Raw genomic sequence first — 22,220 nt, 5'->3', positions numbered from 1 at the left:
TCCCGGTGACGTCGCCAGGGGTTGCGCGCGCCGGGGAAAAGCCCTTAAACCGCGCCCATCCCGCCGCCGGATCATTCCCAGGATCGTTCCCAAGATCGAGGTTCCGATGCCCCGCCGCCTGATTTCCACCGGCTCGCCGTTCGAGAAGACCGCCGGCTACAGCCGCGCCGTCATCGACGGCGATTTCGCCTTCGTCGCCGGCACCACCGGCTACGACTACAAGACCATGGTCATTCCGGCCGATATCGCGAGCCAGGCCCGCAACTGCTTTGGCAACATCGAGGCGGCGCTCAAGGAAGGCGGCTTTGCGATGGCCGACATCGTCCGCGCGACCTACTACATCACCGACATTGCCGATGCGGACGCCTTCTTTGCGGTCTGCGGCGAAGTCTTCGGCGAGATCCGTCCGGCCACAACCCTGCTGGTAGTCGCTGGCCTCTACAAGCCCGAGATGAAGATCGAGATCGAAGTGACGGCGAAGCGCCGCACCGCCTAATCCCCTTCAAGACACATCGTAATTTTTCCGGAGACCCACTTATGAGCCCGTCCGCGCCAATCCATGCGAAAATTTCCGGCCCGATCGTCATGATCGGCTTCGGCTCGATCGGCAAGGGCACGCTGCCCCTGATCGAACGCCACTTCGATTATGACAAGTCGCGTTTCGTCATCATCGACCCGCATGAGGATGGCGAACTGGCCAAGCAGCACGGCGTGCGCTTCATCAAGCAGGCGGTGACCCGCGACAATTACCGCGAGGTCTTGGTGCCGCTACTGACCGCCGGCGGCGGCCAGGGCTTTTGCGTCAACCTGTCGGTCGATACCTCGTCCGTCGACATCATGACGCTGTGCCGCGAGATCGGCGCGCTCTACATCGATACCGTCGTGGAGCCGTGGCACGGGTTCTATTTCGACAAGGCGATCGGCCCCGAGAGGCGCTCCAATTATGCGCTGCGCGAGACGCTGCTGGCGGCCAAGCACAAGAGCCCGGGCGGCACCACCGCCGTCTCCACCTGCGGCGCCAATCCCGGCATGGTGTCCTGGTTCGTCAAGCAGGCGCTGCTCGACATCGCCCGCGACACCGGCGTTGAGGTCAATGAGCCGAAGAGCCGCGAAGGCTGGGGCCAGCTCGCGCAAAAACTCGGCGTCAAGGGCATCCACATTGCCGAGCGCGACACGCAGCGTTCCAAGAAGCCGAAGCTGATGAACATGTTCGTCAACACCTGGTCGGTCGAAGGCTTCGTCTCCGAAGGCATGCAGCCGGCCGAGCTCGGCTGGGGCACGCATGAGAAATGGATGCCGGACAACGGCCGGCAGCACACCGAGGGCTGTGGCGCGGCGATCTATCTGTTGCAGCCCGGTGCCAACACGCGCGTCCGCTCCTGGTGCCCGACGCCAGGCGCGCAGTACGGCTTCCTCGTCACCCATAACGAGTCGATCTCGATCGCGGATTATTTCACGGTGCGCGATGGGACGAAGGTGGTCTACCGCCCGACCTGCCATTACGCCTACCACCCGGCGAATGACGCTGTGCTGTCGCTGCACGAGATGTTCGGCGCAACCGGCAAGATGCAGCCAAAGTGGCACATCCTCGACGAGAACGAGATCGAGGACGGCATCGACGAGCTCGGCGTGCTGGTCTACGGCCACGGCAAGAACGCCTATTGGTACGGCTCGCAGCTCTCGATCGAGGAAACCCGCCGCATCGCGCCCTACCAGAACGCCACCGGCCTGCAGGTGTCCTCGGCCGTGCTGGCCGGCATGGTGTGGGCGCTGGAAAACCCCGAGGCCGGCATCGTCGAGGCCGACGATATGGATTTCCGCCGCTGCCTGGAAATCCAGATGCCGTATCTCGGCCCGGTGAAGGGATTTTACACCGACTGGACGCCGCTGTCGGACCGGCCCGGCCTGTTCCCGGAGGATATCGACACGTCGGATCCCTGGCAGTTCAGGAACGTGCTGGTGCGGTAACACCGCAACACAGCAACACAGGCGCGCTGCAGCTCCCCCGCTGCAGCGCACATTGTTCTTCCACGGCCTCGACCGGCGTAGAACTACGCACCGGAATCCGGTGCCGTGTAACAGTCGATTAATCCAATCGCGCCATCCTGAAGGGTAAATTTCTGCGAGGGCCCTGGGCCGTCGCCCGGGTTTTTGAGCGGCGGCTCCCTTCGATGGAGCGAGCAACATGCGCAGCATCATTGCCATCGTGCTATCAGCGGCGGCGCTGGCGTCGTGCACGCCCGACAGCGGCAGCAATGCTGACGTCACGGGCTCGATCGACAATTGCGCCCGCAAGCTTTTCAGCCAGTACAATCCCAAGGACAAGAAGCAGTGCGTCGCGGTGTGCATCGCCTGCGAGCGCGGCGTGGTGACGACCTGCTCGACCGCCTGCACGCTCAGGGGCGCACAATAGTCGCATGGCTCAGAGCGTTTTCAAGCGAAGTGGACACCGGTTCGCGTCAAGAAAATGCGTCAAACAAGAATCTAGAGCCCGGTTCTGATTCAATCAGAACCGAAAGGCTCTACGCGACGCCGCCGAGATAGAGCCGCTTGACGATATCGTTGGCCTTCAATTCATCGACCGACTGCGCAGCCACCGCGATCTCGCCGTGAACGATGATGTAGCCGCGGTCGGCGATCCGGATCGCCTGGTTGAAATTCTGCTCCGCCATCAGCACCGTCAGGCCGACGCGCTGCTTGAGCTCGCCGATCTTCGCAATGGTCTGCGACACCAATAGCGGCGACAGCCCGACAGACGGCTCATCGATCAAGAGCAGCCGCGGCGACGACATCAGCGCGCGCGCAATCGCCAGCATCTGCTGCTGTCCGCCGGACATGGTGCCGGCGAGTTGGCTGCGCCGCTCCTTCAGCACCGGAAAGGTGTCGAAGACGAGTGTGAGATTCTGCTGGATGGCGCTGCGGGCCATTCTCCTGAACGCGCCGAGCATCAGGTTTTCCGTCACCGTCAGCTTGGGAAACAGCCGCCGCCCCTCCGGCACCAGCGCCACGCCGAGATCGACGATCGCCTCGGGCGAGAGCTTTGTCAGGTCATGCGCTACGCCGTCAATCGACAGCGCAAGCCGGCCGCTATCCGGACGCACCAAGCCCATGACGCACTTCATCAGCGTGCTCTTGCCGTTGCCGTTGGTGCCGAGCAAGGCCACGGTCTCGCCGGCCTCGACATGCAGCGTGACGCCGCGCAGCGCCTTGACGGCCCCGTAGCCGGCATCGAGGCCTTCGATGGCAAGGCTAAGTGCCAAGATAGGCCTCCTGCACCCGCTTGTTGGCCATCACCTCGCTGGGTGCGCCGAGCGCGATGATTTTTCCCGCGTCGAGACACATCACCCGCTCCGAAAAGCGCATCACCGCCTGCATGATGTGCTCGATCATGATGATGGTGATGTCTTCCTCGCCAAGGCTGATCAGCAGATCCAGCACCTCATCGACTTCGGAAGACGACAGCCCGGCCATCGCCTCGTCCGAAATCAAAAGCTTCGGACGCACGGCCATCGCGCGGGCGAGCTCCATCTTGCGCAGCTCCACCTGGCTCAGCGTATCGCTCGCGGCGCCGGCTTTCGAGGCCAGCCCCATCCGCGTCAGGATCGACATCGGGATTTCTTCCTCCGCCGCGGCTGAACCCGCGGCAGCGAAGTCGAGCCCGACCATGAGGTTTTCCAGCACCGTCATGCTCCTGAACGGCCGCGGAATCTGGAAGCTGCGGGCGATGCCACGGCGCGCGCGTAAGTGCGGCGGCAATTGCGTGATGTCCTCGCCGCAGAACACCACGCTTCCGACCTGCGGCTTCAACGCCCCGGAGATGCAGTTGATCAGCGTGGTCTTGCCCGAGCCGTTCGGGCCGATCAGGCCGAACCGTTCGCCCTTTCGGATATCGACGCTGATATTGTCGAGCGCGGTGAAGCCGCCGAAGGTCTTTGTCAGAGTCCCCACCTGCAGCAGAGGTGCGTCGAGGGCTGCTGTATTCATTGCTTGCCTCCCGCGCGCAGACGGTAGCGCGGCCGCAACAGCCCAATGATGCCCTTTGGCGCGCCGACCACGAACAGCACCAGCATGATGCCGAGCACCAGCACGTTGACCTCCGAGGAGATGGTTACGGCGAGAAGCTGCTGCGTCGAGCCGAGCAGGATGGCCCCTAACACCGGGCCGATCCAGTGCGCGGTACCGCCGATCAGCGCCATCGCCAGCGCCGAGACCGAGTAGCTCAGGTTGAACGCCGAGGATGGATCGGCATATTGCAGGTACATGGCGGCGGGCGCACCGGCCGCGGAGATCAGTGCGCCTGAGATCATGCAGGCGATCAGCTTCAACTTCAGCGTCGGCACGCCGGTGCATTCGGCCGCGAGCTCGTCGTCCCTGAGCGCCTGCAGGCCGCGGCCGATCCGGGAATTCTGAACGTAGCGCGCGATCGCGATTGCGATGACGACCAGGACGGCCTGCACGAAAAACAGCATCTTCACATAGCTGTCGAACGGCGCCATCACCGGCGGCCGCTGGATCTGGATGCCGGCCGCGCCACCGACGAACCGCCAGTTCATCACAAAGGTCTCGATGATGATCGCCAGCGCAATCGTCGCGATCGAGAAGAAGATGCCGCGCATCCGCAAAGTGAGGAGGCCAACGCCAAAGCCGAGCGTCATGCCGACGACGGCGGCGGCTGCGATCTGCACCACGAGCGGCGCGCCTGTCGCCTTGAACAGGGCTACCGCCGTGTAGACGCCGACGCCGAAAAAGGCGTTGGTGCCGAAATTGACGTAGCCGGCATAGCCGCCGAGGATGCTCCAGGCAACCGCAAGCGCGATGAACTGCAGGATGACGTAGCCGGCAAAAAACGGATATTCGTTGCGGACGATCTGCGTCATCGACAGCACGGCGACCAGGAAGACGGCGACGGCGGCCCAGAATGCGATGCTGTGGCTGCGCTTGTTCATCGGCCGAGCAGACCTTGCGGCCGGACGGCGAGCACGCCGAGCAGCATTGCGAACGAGATCGCCGGCGCCCAGGAGGCCCCGAACAACGTCAGCACGATGGATTCGGCGACGCCGAGGATGATGGCGGCGATCAGCGTGCCGCTGATGCTGCCGAGCCCGGCCATGACGACGACGCAGAAGGTCCGCCCGATATAGGCGCGATCCAGCGTCGGCTCGACCGGCGCCACGATGATCAGCAGCGCGCCGGCGATGCCAAGCACGGCGGTGGCGATGCCGAAGGCAAATTGCTTGATGCGGACCGGATTGGCGCCCATCAGCCGCAGCGCCTCCTCGTCCTGCGCGACCGCGCGGATCGCGCGGCCCATGAAGGTCTTCGACAGATACACGGCAAGCAGCACCGTCAGCGCCAGCGCCACCGCGAACGCCACCAGTTGCCGGATCGGTATCCGAAACTCGCCGAACCGCCACGACTTGCCGATATAGGTCGCGGAAACCGAGCGCTGGTCGACGCCGAATTGCAGGATGATCAACACCTCGATGATGAAGGCGATGCCGAAGAAGAACGCAATGCCGCGGACGGCCGCGTCGCTGCCGCGCCGCTCGAAGGTTTCGTAGTAGATGCGGTAGGCCAGCAGGCCGAACAGGAAGAACAGCGGCGTGATGGCGAGGCCCGCCAGCAGCGGGTCGATGTCGTAGCTCTCGTTGAGCTGGTACACGCCATAGGACGCCAGCACCAGGAACGCCGGATGCGCGACGTGGGGAACGTCGAGCAAGCCGAACGAAACGGACAAGCCGACGCTGACGGCTGCATAGAAACAGCCGAGCAGCACGCCAAGCACTACTGCCCCAAGCAGCAGGTCCATCGAATACAATTCAAGTCCCCCCTTGGCCCTGAGCCGGAAAAGCCACGAGGCCTAGTTTCGGGCAGCCTCGAAGGGACTGATGAGCTCTCCGGTTTTCAATTTATCAGGAAATAGAATCACCTGCTTGCCGGAGGAGCGGAACTGTTCGATATCCTTGTCCTTCACACCGCGGAACTGGGCCTGCAGCGTCGCCGTTTCCTTGCGCTCGCCATCGGCCGAAAAAGCGATCGGGCCGACAATGGTCTTGTGCTCGTTCTCGCGCAGATATTTCGCGATGCCCTTCTGGTCGAGCGACTTGGTCGCGCCGACCGCCGCCTCGATCATCTGGCCCATCGCATAGCCGAACGGCGCCAGATAGTAGCCGAGCGGATCGACCTTGGCCTCGACGGCGCGCTTGGTGTATTTGTCGAAAAATTCCTTGGTGCCGTCGAAATACATGCTCTTTTCCGGCAGCCAGGTATTGTAGTTCACGACGCCGTTGAGCAGCGAGCCGAGGTTCGACATCACAGCGGCAAATTGCAGGCCGACCATGCCGCCGCCGAAAATCTTGACGCTGTCGCCGATCCCGATCTCGTTCACGGCGCGCAGGATTCCGGCCGAATCCGGCGGATAGGACGCGACATAGACGATGTCGGGCTTGGCCGCTTTCAGCGCGCGAATGATGGACGAAAATTCTACCGTGTTCGGCGGATAGGTCTGATCGAAGACAATCGGGATGTTGCGCTTCTTGGCGACGTCCCGCGCGGTGAGCGCGAGGTTCTGCGCGAATTCCTGATCCGCCGTCAATAGCGCCATGTTCTTGCCGCCGGCCTTTTGCGCCAGGTCGAGGAACGAAGCCGCCCAGCTATCGGCCGGCCCCCAGGGTGCATTGTTGAACCACATGTCGTGGCCGACCTTGCTGTTCACCTGGAACGAGAAATTCCCCATCAACAAGAGGCCGCGCTGCTTGACGAACGGCATGATCGGCGCGGTCGGTACCGTTGCATAGGGCGCGAACAGCAGGTCGACCTTGTCGACGTCGACCAGCTTGGCGTAGATCGCGGGCGTCTCCGATGCGCTCGACTTGTCGTCATAGACGACCAGTTCGACCTTGCGGCCGAGCAGCCCACCCTTGGCATTGATATCGTCGCGCCAGATCTCGATGCCGAGCAGCGACGCCTTGCCGCCGCCGGCGAGGCCGCCAGTCTGCGGCATCGACATGCCGATCTTGATCGGCGGCTGCTGGGCAAGAGCGCTCGACCCGTGCCCTACCACCGCGACGGCCATTGCGCCGCCCAGGAATGTTCTGCGTTTCATCGCTTCCCCCTTATGTCGTTGTATTTCTGCGTCCGCCGGATCTTCGCCCGGCTGCGGTGAAGTGGATCGTGTCAGTCTCGGGCTAGCCGCCGGCACCCGCCGGAGCCGGTTCGCTTTTGGCTTGTTTCATGATCGCGGACGGATCGGCGCCGACGCGCCCGCTGGTCTTGTCAGCGGCGCTTTCGCGCGACAACCGCATGTCGAAGCGGATGCTCGGCATGCCCTTGATCGGGCAGCCCGGATCATTGGCCACCACGTCGACGGCAAGATCGCCGGACGAGCCGAACACGACATCATCGGCCAGATGGGGATCGTCACGCAGATAGAGCGCCGTGACCAGCTCACGATAGCCGACTGCGCCGACCAGGAAGTGAATATGCGCCGGCCGCATGCCATGCCGCGCCTGCGCCTTCACCATCGCGCCGACCGGGCCATCCATCGGGATCGAATAGCCGAGCGGCTTGACAGTGCGCAGCACATAGAGGCCATCGGCATCGGTGGCGAACACACCGCGGTAGTCGACCGAGGTCGCGCTGGCCTGGATGTCATAGAGGCCATCAGCGCCGGTCTGCCAGATCGAGACGGTGGCGCCCGCGACCGGTTTGCCCGCAGCATCTGTGACGCGGCCATACAACACGCACTCGCTGCCGGGATTCGGGTTCTTGGCGATCGAACTGCCGGCTGCAAGCGTCGGCGTGGCCTCGCGGTAGAACGGGCCAAGCAGGCTGGTGTGGGTGGCTTCCTCGAGCGCGGTTGCGTCGTGCAGTCCGTTGACGAGCGCCGAGAGGCCGAGCGTATCGGATAGCAGGATGAATTCCTGCCGTTCGGGCGAACACATCTTGCCGGCGGCAGTCATGAATTCGATGCCCTTGATCCATTCCGCGGGCGTCAGGTTGACCTCGCGGGCGAAGGCATGGAGATGTTTTACCGCCGACGCCATGATCTCCTTCAGACGAGGGTCAGGCGTCGTCGCCATCTGGTCGAGCACGGCGTCCGTGATCGTTTCCGGCGTTAACTCACGCATGCATCACTCCCTGAGCTGCCGGCTGTTATTCGACCCTGCCGGCTGTTTTGCAGCAAGCCTAACCGCTTGTCGGGGATCAACACAAGGCGTTCGAAGGCGAGGCCTGCGCCCTCTCCTACGAATTGATACGGGCGAACAGGGTCACATGGCCCACACATTTGCGCATCGAACGAGCGCGGCGGGCTTCAGCCCACGATTTTGCGATTGCACAATTGGCGCAACGGCAGTGGGATCATTTTTCCTTTTCGCGTATCGGCGGTGCAGTCTTCTCCGCCGGCGCCGGCGGCAGCGCGGGCTGAGCGCCCGACTTCTGCGCTTCCGGGTCGGGACGGGCCGGCTGCGGCGGAACGTCTGATGGCCTTTGCCCGGTCGTGCCCGGTTCGGACGGCGCAGGCGGCGCGGGCGGTTTCGTTTCCGCGTCTGGCGTCGATTGCGTTGGCGGTGTCGCCTGCGCGACGTGCTGGGAATCGCGCGCCACGATCTCGCTCAGCGACAGCGCCGAAATGATTAGCCCGACCGCGATCAGCGTGGACGCGCCAAGCATTTCCCTTCGGTATTTGCGCTGACGAGCATCGGCAGGCATATCGTTCGACCCACGAAATGGTTCGTGGGCTCAACGGCCGGCAAGGCGCATAGTTCCGCGGGGAACCTGCTTGGTACCTGTCCGAGGGCCTAGAATTCCAGCATCCCGGCGTCGCCGTCCTCGGTGCCGAAGGCCAGCAGCGTGCCCTTCGCGTTCCAGGCCAGCGCCGAAACCGGCTCGCTGCCGTTGCGGCGCACCAGAATTTCCGCGCCGTCCTCGAGCCGCACGATCAGCACGGTGCCGTCACTATAGCCTGCAGCCATGATGTCCTGCTTCGGGTGACAGGCCACCATGGAAACGCGCGCCTGCAGCGGTGCCAGCATCGCGGGCTCCTTGCCCATCGGACCGTCCTTGCTGGCGAACGCGGCCATGATGTCCTGCTTCGGATGACAGGCCACCATGGAAACGCGCGCCTGCAGCGGCGCCAACATCGCGGGCTCCTTGCCCATCGGACCGTCCTTGCTGGCGAACGGCCAGATGATCACGCTGTCCGCACCCGACGTGGCGAGCCCCTTGCCGCCCGCGCTCCACGACATCGAGCGGACGCGGCCGGGATAGCCGCTCATCCGCATGTGCCTGATATCGGCGAGCCGCCAGCCATGCAGCGCCGGCTCATGCATGGCGGTGACCAGGAATTTGTTGTCGGGGCTGAAGGTGACGGCGAGGTGCGAGCCGGCCCATTCCAAAAATTCCGGCTTCGCCGCCATGTTGGGAAACCACAGCGTCACGCCGTTGTAATGGGCGACCGCCACGCGCAGGCCTTTTGGCGCGAAGGCGAGGCCGCCCACGGTCGACGGCGCATCAAAAGTCTTCTCCTCGCCCTTGCTGCTGCGGACGAACGCCGTCTTGCCAGCCGACCAGGCAAACGCGCCATCGGGATGCAGCGCGACATTGTCGATCCAGCGCCGCTTTGCATCGGTCGCGAGCACCGACGTCTCACCCTTTGCGTTCAACGCAACGAGCTTGCCGTCGTCGCCACCGGTGACGACGCGCTTGCCATCGGACGCGGTGCAGAGGATGGCGCCGACGTGCACGACCACATGGGAGATTTCGCCGGTGGCATCGGCGATTGCGACTTTTTCCTCGGCACACACGAAGGCAGCGCGCTCGCCGAGGAAATGCACGGCGGAGGCGGGAGCACCGACCGCGACGGATTTCACGCGGTCGGTCAGTGATGCAATGGTGAGCTGTTCGGAAGACATGATTTCCGTCTCACGCAACAATGCAGCTTTCGAAACCTTCGCGGATCGTCTTTTCCGGCAACTCGCGGCCGATAAAGACGACGCGGCTTTCGCGCGGCTCGCCTTCCTTCCATTGACGCTGATGATCGCCTTCCAGCATCATGTGCACACCCTGGAACACATAACGATCGTCGTCGTCGGTGAACGAGAGGATGCCTTTCGAGCGCAGGATCTTCTGGCCCTCTGTGGCGACAAGGTTTTGCAGCCACGGCATGAATTTGGTCGGGTCGAGCGGCTTGTCCGACCGCAGCGACAGCGATTGCATTTCCTCGTCGTGATAGTGCTTCAATCCGCCATGGCTGTGGCTGTGATCGTTGTGATGATGGTCATGATCATGATGGTGATCATGATCGTGGTGGTGATGATCGTCGCCGGCGTCGAGGAATTCCGGCTCGATCTCAAGAATGCGATCGAGATCGAACGCGCCGCGCTCCAGCACGTCCGATAGCGCGACCTTGCATCGCTCGGCGCGGTGCAGCTTTGCATATGGGTTGATGCCGCGAATTCGGGCCTCGACTTCGGCCAATTCCGGTTTGGAGACGAGGTCGGTCTTGTTCAACACGATGACGTCGGCGAACGCGATCTGGTTCTTGGCTTCCGGCGCGTCCTTGAGACGATCGCTCAGCCATTTGGCGTCGGCTACGGTGACGACCGCGTCGAGCCGCGCGTTCTTCTGCACGTCTTCGTCGACAAAAAAGGTCTGCGCCACCGGCGCCGGATCGGCCAGCCCCGTGGTCTCGACGATGATGGCGTCGAACTTGCCCTTGCGCTTCATGAGGCCGTCCATGATGCGGACGAGGTCGCCGCGCACGGTGCAGCAGATGCAGCCATTGTTCATCTCGAACACTTCCTCATCGGCGCCGATGATGAGGTCGTTGTCGATGCCGATCTCGCCGAATTCGTTGACAATGACGGCGTATTTCTTGCCGTGGTTTTCCGACAGGATGCGGTTGAGCAGCGTGGTCTTGCCGGCGCCGAGATAACCCGTCAGCACGGTCACTGGAATTTTTTGGGACGAAAGTTCAGACATAATGGCTCCGGAGCGGAAATGGCTTTACGCACCGGCAGCAGGGAGGCCCCTGCCCTATGGGCTCAGCGCGCTGGTCAGGGCCTTTATATTGTGCCTGACCATCGCAATGTAAGTGGGAGAATCGCCCTTTTCGCCGGTCAGGCTGTCGGAATAGAGCGTTCCGCCGACCCTGGCGCCGGTCTCGGCCGATATCCGGCCCATCAGGCGGGGATCGCTGATATTTTCGAGAAAAACTGCCGGTATTTTGGTCGCCCTGATCTGGGTGATGATCTTTGCGACATCGCGGGCACTGGCCTCGGATTCGGTCGATACGCCGACCGGCGCAATGAATTCGATGCCGTAGGCGGCGGCGAAATAACCGAACGCGCCGTGGGTCGAGATCACCTTGCGGCGGCCTTCCGGAATTTTGGCGACCGTCTCGCGCACCTCGCGGTCCAATGCGTCGAGTTGCGCCAGATAGGCGCTGGCGTTGGACTTGAAGGTTTCGGCACTGGCGGAATCGGCGGCCACCAGCGCGTCGCGGATATTGGCCACGTAGATCTTGGCGTTGGCAACCGATTGCCAGGCATGAGGATCGGCTACCGAGCCGAGCTTGAGCGGCGTAATGCCGGTAGTCGCGGTTACGACGGTCGCCTTTCCGCCGGCGGATTTGACGAGCCGTGACAACCAGCCCTCGAACCCAAGACCATTGACGAACACAAGCCTTGCACCCGCAACCCGCTTGGCGTCCGACGGCGCCGGCACATAAACATGCGCATCGCCGTCGGGCCCGACCAGCGTCGTGACCTCGACGCGATCGCCGCCGACCTGGCGGACGAAATCGCCGATGATCGAGAAGCTCGCAACGACGTTGAGGCGGTCCTCGGCGCGGGCCGGGCCGCCGGCCGCGAGCATGGCGAGAGCGATAAGCCAGTACCGGATCATGACTACGCCTCGAGATGACGGCCGGGAAACATCTGCCGGACCAAACCGCTGACAGGGCCGAACAACAGCGATGCGACATACAGCACCGCCGCGATCAGGATGACCGCGGGGCCTGAAGGAATTTTGGTCTGGAACGACAGCACCAGCCCGGCATAGCCCGAGACAATCGCGCTCGCGACCGCGATGCAGATCATGCCGGTGATGTCGCGCGACCAGAACCGGGCGATGCCGGCGGGCAGGATCATCAGGCCAACGCCGAGAAGCGTGCCGAGCGCGTGAAAGCCGTTGACCAGGTTGATGACGACCAGCGCCAGGAACGCCAGATGCGCGGGCGCGCCGGCGCGAGAGACGGTGCGCAGGAACACCGGATCGACGCATTCGATCACGAGGGGACGGTAGATCACCGCCATCACCAGGAGTGTAATCGTGGCGTTGAAGGCGATCACCAATAGCGTCTGGTCGTCCATCGCGAGGATGTTGCCGAACAGCACGTGCAGCAGGTCGATATTGGTGCCCTTGATGGAAACGATGGTGACGCCGAGCGCGAGCGACACCAGATAGAACGTCGCGAGCGAGGCGTCTTCCTTCAGCTCGGTGTTGCGCGCGACGAGGCCGGCGAGCAGCGCGACGGTAAAGCCCGCGATCAATCCGCCCGTCGTCATCGCGAACAGGTTCAGCCCCGAGACCAGGAAGCCGATCGCAGCGCCCGGCAGGATCGCGTGCGCCATGGCGTCGCCGACCAGGCTCATCCGCCGCAGCATCAGGAACACGCCGATCGGCGCGGCACCGAGCGCAAGCGCAATCACGGCGGCGAGCGCGCGGCGCATGAACTCGAATTCGATGAAGGGCGCGAACAGCGCGTCGTACAGCATCAGGCCGCCCGTGATGGCATATCGGCGGCGCAAGCTGCGGCACTGTCGTCGAAGGCTTCGCACATCTTCATCGCCACGAGCAGATTTTCCGGTGTCAGCACTTCGGCGGTCGGCCCCCACGCAACCGGCCCGCGCGCCAGCAGCAGGGTTTCCGGGAAGTGGCTTCGCACCATCTCCAGATCGTGCAGCGCCGCCAGCACGGTGCGCCCCTCGCCATGCCAGCGCCTGACCAGCGCGATCAGGTCCGCCGAGGTTTTGGCGTCGATGGCGTTGAACGGCTCATCCAAAACGATGAGGCGCGAATCCTGCAGCAGCACCCGCGCAAACAGCATGCGCTGCATCTGCCCGCCGGACAGCGTGCCGATCGCGCGGTTTTCGAAACCGTTGAGCCCGACCGCGGCGAGCGCCGCCAGGATCTTCTCGCGCGCGGCCTTGCCGATGCCGCCGAACGGGCCCGTCGAACGCCACAGGCCGCTGCCGACGAAATCGAACACCGAGATCGGAAAGCTGCGGTCGATGTCGACGCTCTGTGGCAGATAAGCGATGTCCCTGCTATCGAGACCGCCGAGCCCAATCGCGCCGGACAGCGGCTTGAGGATGCCGGCCACCCCCCGGAACAGCGTCGACTTGCCGGCGCCGTTCGGCCCGATAACCGCCATCAGCGCGCCCGGCGCGACCTCGCCGTTGAGGTGATGCACCGCCGGATGCCGGTCGTAGCCGAGCGTGACGTTACGGAATTTGATCTGCGCGGTCATGCTCACCTCATCGCGACCACGACAACGGCCCACAGAGCGACGCTGACGGCGAGCGCTGCGGCAAGGCGGGCCGACACGGTCATCCGCAGGATCGACCAGGGCGCGGCCTGCGCCGGATGCGGCGTCGCCGGACCGTGGCTGTGGGCGTGAGCGTGATGCGCGTGGTCGTGAGAGTGAGGCATGGGTCGACGTTATAATATAACATTACGGAAGTCCACGAGGTGGCCTGACCAAGGACCGATATTCTCCAATGCCCCTGCCCGTCATATCCCGCGAAATGGGCATCCAGAGCCCAATCCTGGTTTACATTTATGCCCTCACGGCTTCCCAATCACCATCGCGATCGCGGCCGCCAGAAACGGAAACGGCACTGACACCGCGGCGCGAAACCAGACGAAGCGGGCCGGCATGAACGGGATTTCCCAGAGGATCATGCGCTGAAAGGCGAACAGCGCCCAGGCAACGACATAGGCGATCACCTGTGGCGTGCCGCCGCCGACTTTCAGCGCCACCGCGCCGATCGAAAAACCGACCACCGGGCCTCCGGGCGTCGCCGCCCCCGCAATCACCGCGGTCAGCACGCCGAGCCAGCCGCTGTCGGGGCCGAGCCAGCCGGTGATGACTTCCGGCGGGATGACGGCAGCGATGTAGCCCGAGCCGATCACGCCGAGTGCAATGCGCGGCACGATGTTGATGAAGTCCATCGAGCCTTCGCGCACCGACGACACCAGCACGACGCGGCCGCGCCGCCAAGCCATGAAGCCGAGAATGGCGACCGAGCCCCACAGCGTGAAGTCGATGATCAGCGCAGACGTCGTCACGACGGCTCGCCCTTCGGGTACATCCGCACGAACACGAAGCGGCCGAGCCAGCCTGCCAGCACCGGGATCGGCAGCGAGATCACGATGCGCCACAGCGTGAAGTCGGTGCCGAGAATCGGTAGCTCCCAGGCGACCGCGCGGCCGTAACCGATCAGCGTCCAGCTCACGACCATGGCGATGGTGGCGCCGAAATCGGCGCCGACCGTCAGCAATGCCGCGGCCACCGGATAGGCGGTGAACGGGCCGCCCGGCAGGATCGCGCCGAATGCCGTTCCGATCAAAAGCCCCTTCAGGCCCGATTCCGGGCCGAGCGATCGCGAGACTTTGTCGTGCGGCAGAATTTCCGCGATGAATCCGCCGAGCAGGCAGCCGGCCAGCACGCGCGGGATGATTTCGCCGAACAGCCAGAGGTCATGGGTGAGAATATTGAGCACGCCGTCGATGCCGTCGCGCCGCCACACCAGCCCAGCGCAGATCGCGACGAGCGCGCCGATCACGATCATCGACCAGCCGACCGGCTTCCGGGCACGCCGGGGTTTTGGCTCGGCGTCGTCGGCTGGCGCCGGGTCTGTTAGCGGAGGTTCTGACAAGGCCGTGCGTTGGCGGGTGAAGCTAGTCCATCCTGCTTAGTCCCGCGCGTGTGGCGAAGCAAACGGAAGCTCGCACGATACCCATGCGCTTCTCAGGGACGCCCATGCGAGGACGTCACGCAGCCCGTGATCGTTTGGCGGTTGGTTCAGGTGAACTGACGCACCAGTGCGAGGCCGCCGAACAGCCCGGCAATCGAGAGCATGACGGAGCCAATCACGTAAAGCGCCGCGAGCCCAAGCTCGCCGCGCTCGTAGAGCAGCGCGGCATCGAGCGAATAGGCCGAGAACGTGGTGTAGCCGCCGAGGACGCCGGTCATCAAAAACAGCCGCCAGGGCTGCGAGGCTTCGCCCTTGAAGGCGAGATAACCCGCGATCAGCCCCATCGCGGTCGAGCCGGTGATGTTGATGATGAAGGTGCCCCAGGGAAAGGCGGTGCCGAGGCAGCGGGCGCAAGTGAGATTGATGAGATGACGCAGCGTCGCGCCAAGGCCGCCGCCGAAAAAGACCAACAGATAGCTCATCGCAGCAATTTTTCCACGTCACAACATCCCGGCAGAGTGGTTGTGCCGCACGGGAGCCCTCCCCGCAAGGATTTGAAGGTACAGCGCCAACGAAAAGGGGCGGTAGCCGCACTACCACCCCTTCGATGTCTACTCCGCTGTCATTCCGGGGCGGCGCGAAGCGGCGAACCCGGAATCTCGAGATTCCGGGATCGATGCTTTCGCATCGCCCCGGAATGACTGTGCCTTAGGCTCCGGCCTTGCCGAACAGCTCGTCGACATAGTCCCAGTTGATCAGGTTATCGCAGAACGCCTTGAGATAGTCGGGACGGCGGTTGCGATAGTCGATGTAGTAGGAGTGCTCCCAGACGTCGCAGCCGAGAATCGGCGTCGCGCCGTAGACCAGCGGGCTCTCGCCGTTCGCGGTCTTGGAGATTTCGAGCTTGCCGTTCTTGACCGACAGCCAGCACCAGCCGGAGCCGAACTGGCCAACGCCGGCGGCCGCGAAATCGGCCTTGAACTTCTCGAGCCCGCCGAGGTCTTCGGTGATCTTCTTCTCCAGGCGGCCGGGCAGCTTGCTGCCGCCGCCATTCGGCTTCATCCAGTTCCAGAAATGCAGGTGGTTGTAATGCTGGCCGGCATTGTTGAACACGGCCGGATTCTTGCCGAACGAACCCTTGACGATCTCCTCAAGGGACTTGCCTTCGAATTCAGTCCCCTTGATCGCGTTGTTTCCGTTGGTCACGTAAGCTTGGTGATGCTTGTCGTGGTGGTATTCCAGCGTTTCCTTGGACATGTGGGGCGCAAGGGCGTCGTGGGAATAGGGGAGATTGGGCAGCGTGAAGGTCATGGGGTGATGTCCGAACTGATGGGAGAACGTGGTCTAACGGGAACCCTTATAGAAGGTTCCATTGCGCATAAACACCGCAATTTGGCAAGAACGGGAAGGCTTCCGGTAACGCCGCGTCCCGCGTGCAGCGTATGACGGGCATGGCAGCCGCGCATCGGCGCTGTATGGTGATGAAATGAGCATCGAAATCGACGTCCTGAACGGGGACTCCTCATGGCCGCGCGCCGAACCGCTGATGCAAGCGGTATGGCCGCGCGAGATTGTCGAAAAATTGTCCTGGGGTCACGTCAAATGGGCCCATGCCGATCTGCGCGTGCTGATTGACGTACCTGAGGACGCGGAGAGGTCGGGGCTGGCCTGCCATGTCGGCATCTATTTCCGCACCGCGACCTGGGACGGTCGCAAGGTCCAGATCGGCGGCATCGGCGGCGTCTCGACGCGGGAGGATTGCCGGGGACGCGGCTATGCCACGCTGGCGCTCAACGCCGCGATCAGGACCCTGCGCGACCACGAAGCGGTGCGGTTTGCGATGTTGTTCTGCGAGCCGCACAATGAAGCGTTCTATCAGGCGCGCGGCTGGCACGCGTTTAATGGCGAGGTCTATGCCGAGCAGCCGGAGGGACGAATTCGCTTCGAGGCCATGGCACCGTTCGTGTTCGATTTCACGCACAAGCCGCGCGATGGAATAATCGACCTATGCGGCCTGCCATGGTGACCTCTGCGCGGGGTGCGGGTGGCTTGCACGCGGCCAGCCAGATAATATGTCATCCATAATCTATTCGATTTGGATCACCGGTGACGCATGACCATTGACGCCCCGCTCGACATGCGTCCCACCGCCGCCGTTCCGTCCGCCCCGGCCAACGGCCTGCTCGCCTCGCCGATCCTGCCGACGCTGCTGACACTTGCGCTTCCCAACGCGATCGCCATGGTCGGCATGACGCTGGTTGCGGTCGCCGAGACCTCCTATATCGGCCGGCTCGGTACCGAGCCGCTCGCCGGGATCGCGCTGGTGTTTCCCTTCGTCATGCTGACTCAGATGATGTCCGCGGGCGCGATGGGCGGCGGCGTTTCCTCCGCCATCAGCCGCGCGCTCGGCGCCGGCGACCGCGACCGTGCGGCGACATTGGCCCTGCATGCGGCGATGATCGGCGCCTGCGCCGGGCTGTTCTTCACGGTAACGATGCTGGCATTCGGCCGCGCGTTTTACGCGCTGCTCGGCGGCCGCGACGGCGTGCTCGAACAGGCCATGCAATATTCGAATGTGCTGTTCTCCGGCGCGATCGCGATCTGGCTGGTCAACACGCTGGCCTCCGTGGTGCGCGGCACCGGCGATATGCGGATTCCATCGATCACGCTGATCGGCATCGCGGTGGTGCAGATCGCCGGTGGCGGCGCGCTGGGCCTTGGGCTGTTCGGACTGCCCGGACTCGGCATGCGTGGCGTTGCCGCAGGCCAGCTCGCCGCTTTTACGCCTGGGGCTATCTTCCTCGTCTGGCACCTCGTCAGCGGCCGCAGCCGGCTGACGCTGAACTTCAATGGCTTCAAATTCCAGCGCGACATGTTCTTCGACATTCTCAGGGTCGGCGCAGTGTCCTGTCTTTCGCCACTGCAAACCGTGCTGGCGGTGTTGATCTTCACCAAAATCCTGGCCGGCTATGGTACCGAGACGCTGGCCGGCTATGGCATGGGCTCGCGGCTGGAATTCCTGTTGACGCCGATCGCCTTCGCATTCGGCGTCGCCTCGGTGCCGATGGTCGGCATGGCCATTGGCGCGGGCCTCGTGACGCGCGCGCGGCAGGTGGCGTGGACCGCGGGCGCTGCGGCCGGCATCACCGTCGGCGCCATCGGACTGATTGTCGCGGCAAAGCCGTCGCTCTGGGTTTCGATGTTCACCGGCGATCCCGGCGTCACCGCCGCCGCCAATGCCTATTTCACCTGGGCAGGCCCGGCATTCGCGTTTTTCGGGATCGGCGTCAGTCTCTATTTCTCTTCGCAAGGTGCTGCGAAGGTCGGCGGTCCCGTGATGGCCGGCACCGCAAGGTTGCTGATCGTCGGGGGCGGCGGCTGGTGGCTGGCCTCCATGGGCGCGCCGGCATCGGCCTTGTTCGCACTGGTCGGCGCAGCGATGGTCGTTTATGGCCTCGGCACGGCGCTGTCGATCCGTCTGACCCGCTGGGGCAAATGATAACGGCAAGTTGCACTCAATCCGACGTTGCACAAATCTGATTTATTGCTATGCAGGCCTGCTTTTTCGTAAGGAATGATTCATGGCTTGCAGAACGGCTTTCATCATCGCGATCTCGGCGGCATTGCTGGCCGCGCCATCCGCACTTGCGCAAGGCGCCGAGCCGACCGGCGTCTGGCTGACCCAGGCGGGCGATGCCAGGGTGAAAATCAGCAAATGCGGCGGTGGAATTTGCGGCGTGATCGTCGCCCTGAAGGAGCCGATCGATCAGGCCACCGGCAAGCCTCAGGTCGATGACAAAAATCCGAACCCGGCCCTGAAGCGGCGGCCTATGATTGGCCTTCCCCTGTTCAGCGGCATGAACCCCAGCGGTCCCAACAAATGGTCGGGCCAGATCTACAATGCCGACGACGGCGGCACCTACGCCAGCAGCGTCTCGGTAACAGGCGCAGACACGCTCAAGGTCGAAGGCTGCGTCGGCGCGCTCTGCGGCGGGGAGAACTGGACGCGCGTGGGGCGGTAGGGCGTGTACACCTCCGCATACGCATCGGAAGCCGGGGAAATCAACCCGGTGATCTCACGGTATTCTTGGGGTAGCTACGTTGGTCTTTGGATTGAAAGTGGGCGTTCAGCCCGTCCAATGTCTTCATAAGGCCCGTCGTCTTGCTTCCTTCGCTTGTATCTTGCATCGCTGAGCCAATATGATGGCAGCCGTAGTGACCCAGCAGTGCGGAATGCGAGACTGATTTTCATATGCGGTTGAAGGCTGCGGTCGTCAGTACGGTGGTTTTAGCGGTGACGGCCTTATGGCTGCTCGTACTGCGAACCCGCTTTCCATATCTGGACCAGATCCCCGTATACGATGCCGATGTCACGACTTCCAGCGCCAGGATGTGGGCGCACAATTGGTGGGTCAACGGCCCGCTCAATATGTGGTTTGCGACCCCCTACTCGCCATTGTCGGTGGAAACGCCGACCCTGGCAGATGTGACGCTGTATCAATCGTGGCCGCCGGGCACGTTCGTACCGATTTATCTGCTCGCCGAGATATTGAAGATCGAACCAAGTGTGCCGCTGATCAACTGGTTCAACGTGGTGACCCACGGCATGATCGCCCTGGCGGTGGCGTTCACCGCCTTCAACATCGCCCGATTCAACAGATTGCACATTGTAGCTTGCGGATTCATCGCCGTAGGCGTCGCATTTCCGGTTTTGTATCCTCACGGGCTGGTTTATTTTTTCTCGCAAATCTACTGCGTTACGATTGCGATCCTGTTGTACGCGGCAGCGTTCATTTTGCTCGAATCGTTTTCGTATGTCGTGGAATCGCCGCGTCAGCGGAACATCCTGTTCGCGATTCAGCTTCTCGTCATCTATTTAGCGTTTTTCGTCGACTGGCTGTCCTACACGCTTTTCGCGTCATGGCTGCTGATCCGCATGGCCGGCGCGCGCTTCGGCTTCGTAGAAGGCTTTTCGCGACGGCAACTTGTGGGTCTGGCGCTGTTGCCGGCCAGTGCCTTCGGCATCTATCTGTTTTGGCGATTTTTCACGCCGGGTTCAATCGCCAGAACCCAGGGATTGGCGGCATCCCTCTATGAGCTCACCTGGAAGATCGCCTATCGGATGAACCTGACCGACGCTCATCCGATTACGAATTTCACTGCGACATTCATAGAAATGCATTCGGGTTGGTACTTTCCGCATGTTCTCCCGTTAATCGTTGGCGCCACATTGGTGACGGCGACCTTGCTTGCACTGTCGCTTCGTCTCGCGGTCGATCCGGTTGAGCGTCGCTCGATTTTCGCGATGGCTTCGTTGCTGGTTTTGGTGACGGTCCCGTTTTACGCACATATGCTCCTGCTCTATCAGCACACGGCCATTCATAGATGGGCCATCGCAAAAGTGATGTTTGCCTACGCCCTCATTCCGTTTGCACTTCTTCCCGTCAGCGCCGTCGTTTTCTTGCGGCTGTACCGACATCCCGGCGCAACAAAATTCCGCCTCCAAAGCCGCGCTGCGATGGTGGGCACATGGCTTGCGATCGGCAGTTGTTTTTGCGCGGCCGTTTCCGCACGGGCTTTCGGCGGCCCATCCTTGATAGGAAGAATCGACCCTGATCGCTACCATTTGTGGAACGACATCAGCCAGAACACCGAGTACCGCGACGTGGTCTTTTCTCCTGTCCTTCAGGCTGCTCCGATTGGTGTCGAAATTGGAGTAGCCAATAAGGTCGTCTTTCCCGCAAGAAACTTCGAGGATGTTGAACAAAGAACCGATCGCATTTGCGGCGCGTTCAATGTGGTTGTCGTATTGCCGCCGGGAGCGGACATCGGAGAATTCAGGTCGCGCGAACCTGCCCAGGTGATCGAAACCAGAAATATCCGGTTGCTCCGATTTGCGGACTACCCCAGCAAGAAAATCGGTTGTGATTGACGATTTCGCTGAGCGGTTTCGCAGAACCTTCTCCCCCGAACGTTACGGGAAGCCGGTACCACTTCGCTCGAAAAGGCTGTGGGACCTGAAACTAGGCTGCCATCGCTTTCAGCGCTGACGCCGCCGAGGCGTAGCCGCCGCGGGCGCCGTCGATGAAGTGGACGTGATCGCTGCGCATCACCGAGGGCGCGAAGCAGGTCATCATCGCGGCGTCCTGCCGGTGCAGGCCGTAGCGCACGATCTTGGCTGAAGCCGCCTTAGCCAGGATCTCCGTCAGCGCCCGTTCGAGCTCGACCGTGCAATCGAGAATCATCCGCAAGCCGTCGTCATATTTGCGGAAGTCGGAATTCTCCACCACCTGCTGCACGTAATTCTTCGGCACGAAATTGCCGACCTTGATGCCGAACCGCATCACCACATAGGCCCAGAGCGTGACGGCGAGCACGACGGTGCGCCGCTTCAACAGCGGCCCGCCGCGCGCGGCGCGCGCCTCATATTCGACGCCGGCCGGCGGCCAGCGCAACGGAGGACCGTCGGGCGGCACCGGCCGGCCCGCATCCGGGCTCTGCTCGACCAGCTTGATGACGTCCTCGATCACCTTGCGGAAGGCGTGCGGATCGGCGCCTTTGGCCGGCACCACCAGCACCGACAGAATGAGCCCGCGGGAGGAAGGAATTTCCTCGAACCGGCACGATAGCCCGGACAGATCAGGCTGCGTTCCCGGCTTCGCCGGCGGGACGGCGAATTCGCCCCGCTTCATTGCGGCATCCGCCCATCCCAGCCCACCGCCGGAAAACATCGCATAGGACAGATTGGACGACGGCCCAAAGCGGGCGACTTTGATATCGAGGCCCTGCGCGCGAATGTCCTTCACCGGCACCAGCGCCACCCGCATCATCAGATCGAGATCGGCGCTGACCCAGGCCGCGGTCGCCGCCAGCGCGTCGCGCGCGCGCGAAAGATCGGCCGGCGACACCGCAAAGCTCGCGCCATCGCCGCCGAACACGAACGGAAACTCGCGGCCATCAAGCGCATTGGTCACGGCCGCAATCACGGCGGCGCCGGCCATGTTGACCGCCTTGTAGCGCTGATTGGCGATCGCCCTGGTCGACTCGACGATGTCGGCGACACCGACGGTCCAGTCGTCCGGCAACGGCGTATACAGCGCCGGGTCCATCAGGCTGCCGAAGCCGCGAAAGACCGGGATCGCGCCATAGAAAATGTCGGTGCCATCAGACGTCGTCATGGCGATCTGCGCTACCCCGCGTTCGCACCTTTCCTAGCAGATACGGCCAGTCTTGGAA

General features: G+C 63.1%; 25 protein-coding genes. 7 read left to right on the top strand and 18 right to left on the bottom strand.

What is annotated here, in order from left to right; translation table 11 throughout:
* Window positions 1-106 precede the first annotated feature (106 nt).
* The 3 genes from V1277_RS19575 (at window position 107) to V1277_RS19565 (ending at window position 2,413) form a co-directional block, all read left to right on the top strand.
* Window positions 107-496 carry a RidA family protein gene (locus V1277_RS19575; RefSeq protein ID WP_334417712.1) on the top strand — a complete coding sequence of 130 codons (390 nt, stop codon included), beginning with the start codon at window positions 107-109 and terminating at the stop codon, window positions 494-496.
* A 41-nt stretch (window positions 497-537) separates the two neighbouring features.
* The gene (locus V1277_RS19570; protein WP_334417711.1) at window positions 538-1,968 is read left to right on the top strand and encodes a homospermidine synthase; all 1,431 of its coding nucleotides are present in this window, start codon (window positions 538-540) and stop codon (window positions 1,966-1,968) included.
* A 217-nt stretch (window positions 1,969-2,185) separates the two neighbouring features.
* The gene (locus V1277_RS19565; RefSeq protein ID WP_334417710.1) at window positions 2,186-2,413 is read left to right on the top strand and encodes a hypothetical protein; all 228 of its coding nucleotides are present in this window, start codon (window positions 2,186-2,188) and stop codon (window positions 2,411-2,413) included.
* 109 nt (window positions 2,414-2,522) lie between these two features.
* On the opposite strand, the gene V1277_RS19560 is transcribed toward V1277_RS19565, so the two are convergent.
* From V1277_RS19560 to V1277_RS19480, 17 genes are all read right to left on the bottom strand, one after another.
* The gene (locus tag V1277_RS19560) at window positions 2,523-3,260 is read right to left on the bottom strand and encodes an ABC transporter ATP-binding protein (RefSeq protein ID WP_334417709.1); all 738 of its coding nucleotides are present in this window, start codon (window positions 3,258-3,260) and stop codon (window positions 2,523-2,525) included.
* Window positions 3,250-3,984: an ABC transporter ATP-binding protein gene (locus V1277_RS19555; RefSeq protein WP_334417708.1), complete on the bottom strand. Its 735-nt coding sequence runs from the start codon at window positions 3,982-3,984 to the stop codon at window positions 3,250-3,252. Before V1277_RS19555 ends, V1277_RS19560 begins: the two co-directional genes overlap by 11 nt.
* The gene (locus V1277_RS19550) at window positions 3,981-4,946 is read right to left on the bottom strand and encodes a branched-chain amino acid ABC transporter permease (protein WP_057841532.1); all 966 of its coding nucleotides are present in this window, start codon (window positions 4,944-4,946) and stop codon (window positions 3,981-3,983) included. Before V1277_RS19550 ends, V1277_RS19555 begins: the two co-directional genes overlap by 4 nt.
* Window positions 4,943-5,809: a branched-chain amino acid ABC transporter permease gene (locus V1277_RS19545; protein ID WP_249734431.1), complete on the bottom strand. Its 867-nt coding sequence runs from the start codon at window positions 5,807-5,809 to the stop codon at window positions 4,943-4,945. Before V1277_RS19545 ends, V1277_RS19550 begins: the two co-directional genes overlap by 4 nt.
* A 51-nt stretch (window positions 5,810-5,860) precedes the next feature.
* Window positions 5,861-7,105 (bottom strand): amino acid ABC transporter substrate-binding protein, encoded by a 1,245-nt coding sequence (locus V1277_RS19540; protein WP_334417707.1) that lies wholly within the window; start codon window positions 7,103-7,105, stop codon window positions 5,861-5,863.
* Window positions 7,106-7,187: 82 nt separating this feature from the next.
* Window positions 7,188-8,129, bottom strand: coding sequence for a dioxygenase family protein (locus V1277_RS19535; protein ID WP_334417706.1), 942 nt, complete (start codon window positions 8,127-8,129; stop codon window positions 7,188-7,190).
* 232 nt (window positions 8,130-8,361) lie between these two features.
* Window positions 8,362-8,673 (bottom strand): hypothetical protein, encoded by a 312-nt coding sequence (locus V1277_RS19530; protein ID WP_334370345.1) that lies wholly within the window; start codon window positions 8,671-8,673, stop codon window positions 8,362-8,364.
* A 128-nt stretch (window positions 8,674-8,801) separates the two neighbouring features.
* Window positions 8,802-9,914 carry a WD40 repeat domain-containing protein gene (locus V1277_RS19525; RefSeq protein ID WP_334417705.1) on the bottom strand — a complete coding sequence of 371 codons (1,113 nt, stop codon included), beginning with the start codon at window positions 9,912-9,914 and terminating at the stop codon, window positions 8,802-8,804.
* 10 nt (window positions 9,915-9,924) lie between these two features.
* On the bottom strand, window positions 9,925-10,983 hold the full coding sequence (locus V1277_RS19520; protein WP_334370347.1) for a CobW family GTP-binding protein: 1,059 nt from the start codon (window positions 10,981-10,983) through the stop codon (window positions 9,925-9,927).
* A 54-nt stretch (window positions 10,984-11,037) separates the two neighbouring features.
* The gene (locus V1277_RS19515; protein WP_334417704.1) at window positions 11,038-11,907 is read right to left on the bottom strand and encodes a metal ABC transporter substrate-binding protein; all 870 of its coding nucleotides are present in this window, start codon (window positions 11,905-11,907) and stop codon (window positions 11,038-11,040) included.
* A gap of 2 nt (window positions 11,908-11,909) precedes the next feature.
* A complete protein-coding gene (locus V1277_RS19510; protein WP_213289001.1) occupies window positions 11,910-12,779 on the bottom strand; it encodes a metal ABC transporter permease in 870 nt (289 codons plus the stop codon).
* Window positions 12,779-13,534 (bottom strand): metal ABC transporter ATP-binding protein, encoded by a 756-nt coding sequence (locus V1277_RS19505; protein ID WP_028350500.1) that lies wholly within the window; start codon window positions 13,532-13,534, stop codon window positions 12,779-12,781. The genes V1277_RS19510 and V1277_RS19505 overlap by 1 nt, the downstream gene beginning before the upstream one ends.
* Window positions 13,535-13,536: 2 nt before the next feature.
* Complete coding sequence (locus V1277_RS19500) at window positions 13,537-13,716, bottom strand: hypothetical protein (protein WP_334417703.1); 180 nt, start codon at window positions 13,714-13,716, stop codon at window positions 13,537-13,539.
* Between the two features lie 135 nt (window positions 13,717-13,851).
* Window positions 13,852-14,292 (bottom strand): hypothetical protein, encoded by a 441-nt coding sequence (locus V1277_RS19495; RefSeq protein ID WP_334420411.1) that lies wholly within the window; start codon window positions 14,290-14,292, stop codon window positions 13,852-13,854.
* 59 nt (window positions 14,293-14,351) lie between these two features.
* Window positions 14,352-14,945 carry a permease gene (locus V1277_RS19490; protein WP_334417702.1) on the bottom strand — a complete coding sequence of 198 codons (594 nt, stop codon included), beginning with the start codon at window positions 14,943-14,945 and terminating at the stop codon, window positions 14,352-14,354.
* Window positions 14,946-15,091: 146 nt separating this feature from the next.
* Complete coding sequence (gene crcB, locus V1277_RS19485) at window positions 15,092-15,466, bottom strand: fluoride efflux transporter CrcB (protein ID WP_334417701.1); 375 nt, start codon at window positions 15,464-15,466, stop codon at window positions 15,092-15,094.
* 226 nt (window positions 15,467-15,692) lie between these two features.
* On the bottom strand, window positions 15,693-16,295 hold the full coding sequence (locus tag V1277_RS19480) for a superoxide dismutase (RefSeq protein WP_065743750.1): 603 nt from the start codon (window positions 16,293-16,295) through the stop codon (window positions 15,693-15,695).
* A 175-nt stretch (window positions 16,296-16,470) separates the two neighbouring features.
* Between V1277_RS19480 and V1277_RS19475 the strand changes: the two genes are divergently transcribed.
* From V1277_RS19475 to V1277_RS19460, 4 genes are all read left to right on the top strand, one after another.
* Entirely contained in the window at window positions 16,471-17,010 is a 540-nt protein-coding gene (locus V1277_RS19475; RefSeq protein WP_334417700.1) for a GNAT family N-acetyltransferase, read from the top strand.
* Window positions 17,011-17,097: 87 nt separating this feature from the next.
* The gene (locus V1277_RS19470; protein WP_334417699.1) at window positions 17,098-18,483 is read left to right on the top strand and encodes an MATE family efflux transporter; all 1,386 of its coding nucleotides are present in this window, start codon (window positions 17,098-17,100) and stop codon (window positions 18,481-18,483) included.
* Window positions 18,484-18,565: 82 nt separating this feature from the next.
* On the top strand, window positions 18,566-19,006 hold the full coding sequence (locus V1277_RS19465; RefSeq protein WP_334417698.1) for a DUF2147 domain-containing protein: 441 nt from the start codon (window positions 18,566-18,568) through the stop codon (window positions 19,004-19,006).
* 230 nt (window positions 19,007-19,236) lie between these two features.
* Window positions 19,237-20,916 (top strand): hypothetical protein, encoded by a 1,680-nt coding sequence (locus V1277_RS19460; RefSeq protein WP_334417697.1) that lies wholly within the window; start codon window positions 19,237-19,239, stop codon window positions 20,914-20,916.
* Between the two features lie 91 nt (window positions 20,917-21,007).
* On the opposite strand, the gene V1277_RS19455 is transcribed toward V1277_RS19460, so the two are convergent.
* A complete protein-coding gene (locus V1277_RS19455) occupies window positions 21,008-22,162 on the bottom strand; it encodes a DUF3095 domain-containing protein (protein ID WP_334417696.1) in 1,155 nt (384 codons plus the stop codon).
* Window positions 22,163-22,220: the final 58 nt, after the last annotated feature.

It is taken from the genome of Bradyrhizobium sp. AZCC 1588 (assembly GCF_036924735.1).
Taxonomy (GTDB): Bacteria; Pseudomonadota; Alphaproteobacteria; order Rhizobiales; family Xanthobacteraceae; genus Bradyrhizobium.
Note: the sequence above shows the minus strand (reverse complement) of the source record. Positions and strands in the feature narration are given on the sequence as shown.

Coding starts and splice junctions, on each gene's coding strand:
- V1277_RS19575 (WP_334417712.1), top strand. CDS start 107: ATGCCCCGCCGCCTGATTTCCACCGGCTCGCCGTTCGAGAAGACCGCC.
- V1277_RS19525 (WP_334417705.1), bottom strand. CDS start 9,914: ATGTCTTCCGAACAGCTCACCATTGCATCACTGACCGACCGCGTGAAA.
- V1277_RS19505 (WP_028350500.1), bottom strand. CDS start 13,534: ATGACCGCGCAGATCAAATTCCGTAACGTCACGCTCGGCTACGACCGG.
- V1277_RS19515 (WP_334417704.1), bottom strand. CDS start 11,907: ATGATCCGGTACTGGCTTATCGCTCTCGCCATGCTCGCGGCCGGCGGC.
- V1277_RS19495 (WP_334420411.1), bottom strand. CDS start 14,292: ATGGCTTGGCGGCGCGGCCGCGTCGTGCTGGTGTCGTCGGTGCGCGAA.
- V1277_RS19570 (WP_334417711.1), top strand. CDS start 538: ATGAGCCCGTCCGCGCCAATCCATGCGAAAATTTCCGGCCCGATCGTC.
- V1277_RS19535 (WP_334417706.1), bottom strand. CDS start 8,129: ATGCGTGAGTTAACGCCGGAAACGATCACGGACGCCGTGCTCGACCAG.
- V1277_RS19530 (WP_334370345.1), bottom strand. CDS start 8,673: ATGCTTGGCGCGTCCACGCTGATCGCGGTCGGGCTAATCATTTCGGCG.
- crcB (WP_334417701.1), bottom strand. CDS start 15,466: ATGAGCTATCTGTTGGTCTTTTTCGGCGGCGGCCTTGGCGCGACGCTG.
- V1277_RS19550 (WP_057841532.1), bottom strand. CDS start 4,946: ATGAACAAGCGCAGCCACAGCATCGCATTCTGGGCCGCCGTCGCCGTC.
- V1277_RS19510 (WP_213289001.1), bottom strand. CDS start 12,779: ATGCTGTACGACGCGCTGTTCGCGCCCTTCATCGAATTCGAGTTCATG.
- V1277_RS19565 (WP_334417710.1), top strand. CDS start 2,186: ATGCGCAGCATCATTGCCATCGTGCTATCAGCGGCGGCGCTGGCGTCG.
- V1277_RS19480 (WP_065743750.1), bottom strand. CDS start 16,295: ATGACCTTCACGCTGCCCAATCTCCCCTATTCCCACGACGCCCTTGCG.
- V1277_RS19470 (WP_334417699.1), top strand. CDS start 17,098: ATGACCATTGACGCCCCGCTCGACATGCGTCCCACCGCCGCCGTTCCG.
- V1277_RS19555 (WP_334417708.1), bottom strand. CDS start 3,984: ATGAATACAGCAGCCCTCGACGCACCTCTGCTGCAGGTGGGGACTCTG.
- V1277_RS19465 (WP_334417698.1), top strand. CDS start 18,566: ATGGCTTGCAGAACGGCTTTCATCATCGCGATCTCGGCGGCATTGCTG.
- V1277_RS19475 (WP_334417700.1), top strand. CDS start 16,471: ATGAGCATCGAAATCGACGTCCTGAACGGGGACTCCTCATGGCCGCGC.
- V1277_RS19545 (WP_249734431.1), bottom strand. CDS start 5,809: ATGGACCTGCTGCTTGGGGCAGTAGTGCTTGGCGTGCTGCTCGGCTGT.
- V1277_RS19540 (WP_334417707.1), bottom strand. CDS start 7,105: ATGAAACGCAGAACATTCCTGGGCGGCGCAATGGCCGTCGCGGTGGTA.
- V1277_RS19520 (WP_334370347.1), bottom strand. CDS start 10,983: ATGTCTGAACTTTCGTCCCAAAAAATTCCAGTGACCGTGCTGACGGGT.
- V1277_RS19500 (WP_334417703.1), bottom strand. CDS start 13,716: ATGCCTCACTCTCACGACCACGCGCATCACGCTCACGCCCACAGCCAC.
- V1277_RS19455 (WP_334417696.1), bottom strand. CDS start 22,162: ATGACGACGTCTGATGGCACCGACATTTTCTATGGCGCGATCCCGGTC.
- V1277_RS19460 (WP_334417697.1), top strand. CDS start 19,237: ATGCGGTTGAAGGCTGCGGTCGTCAGTACGGTGGTTTTAGCGGTGACG.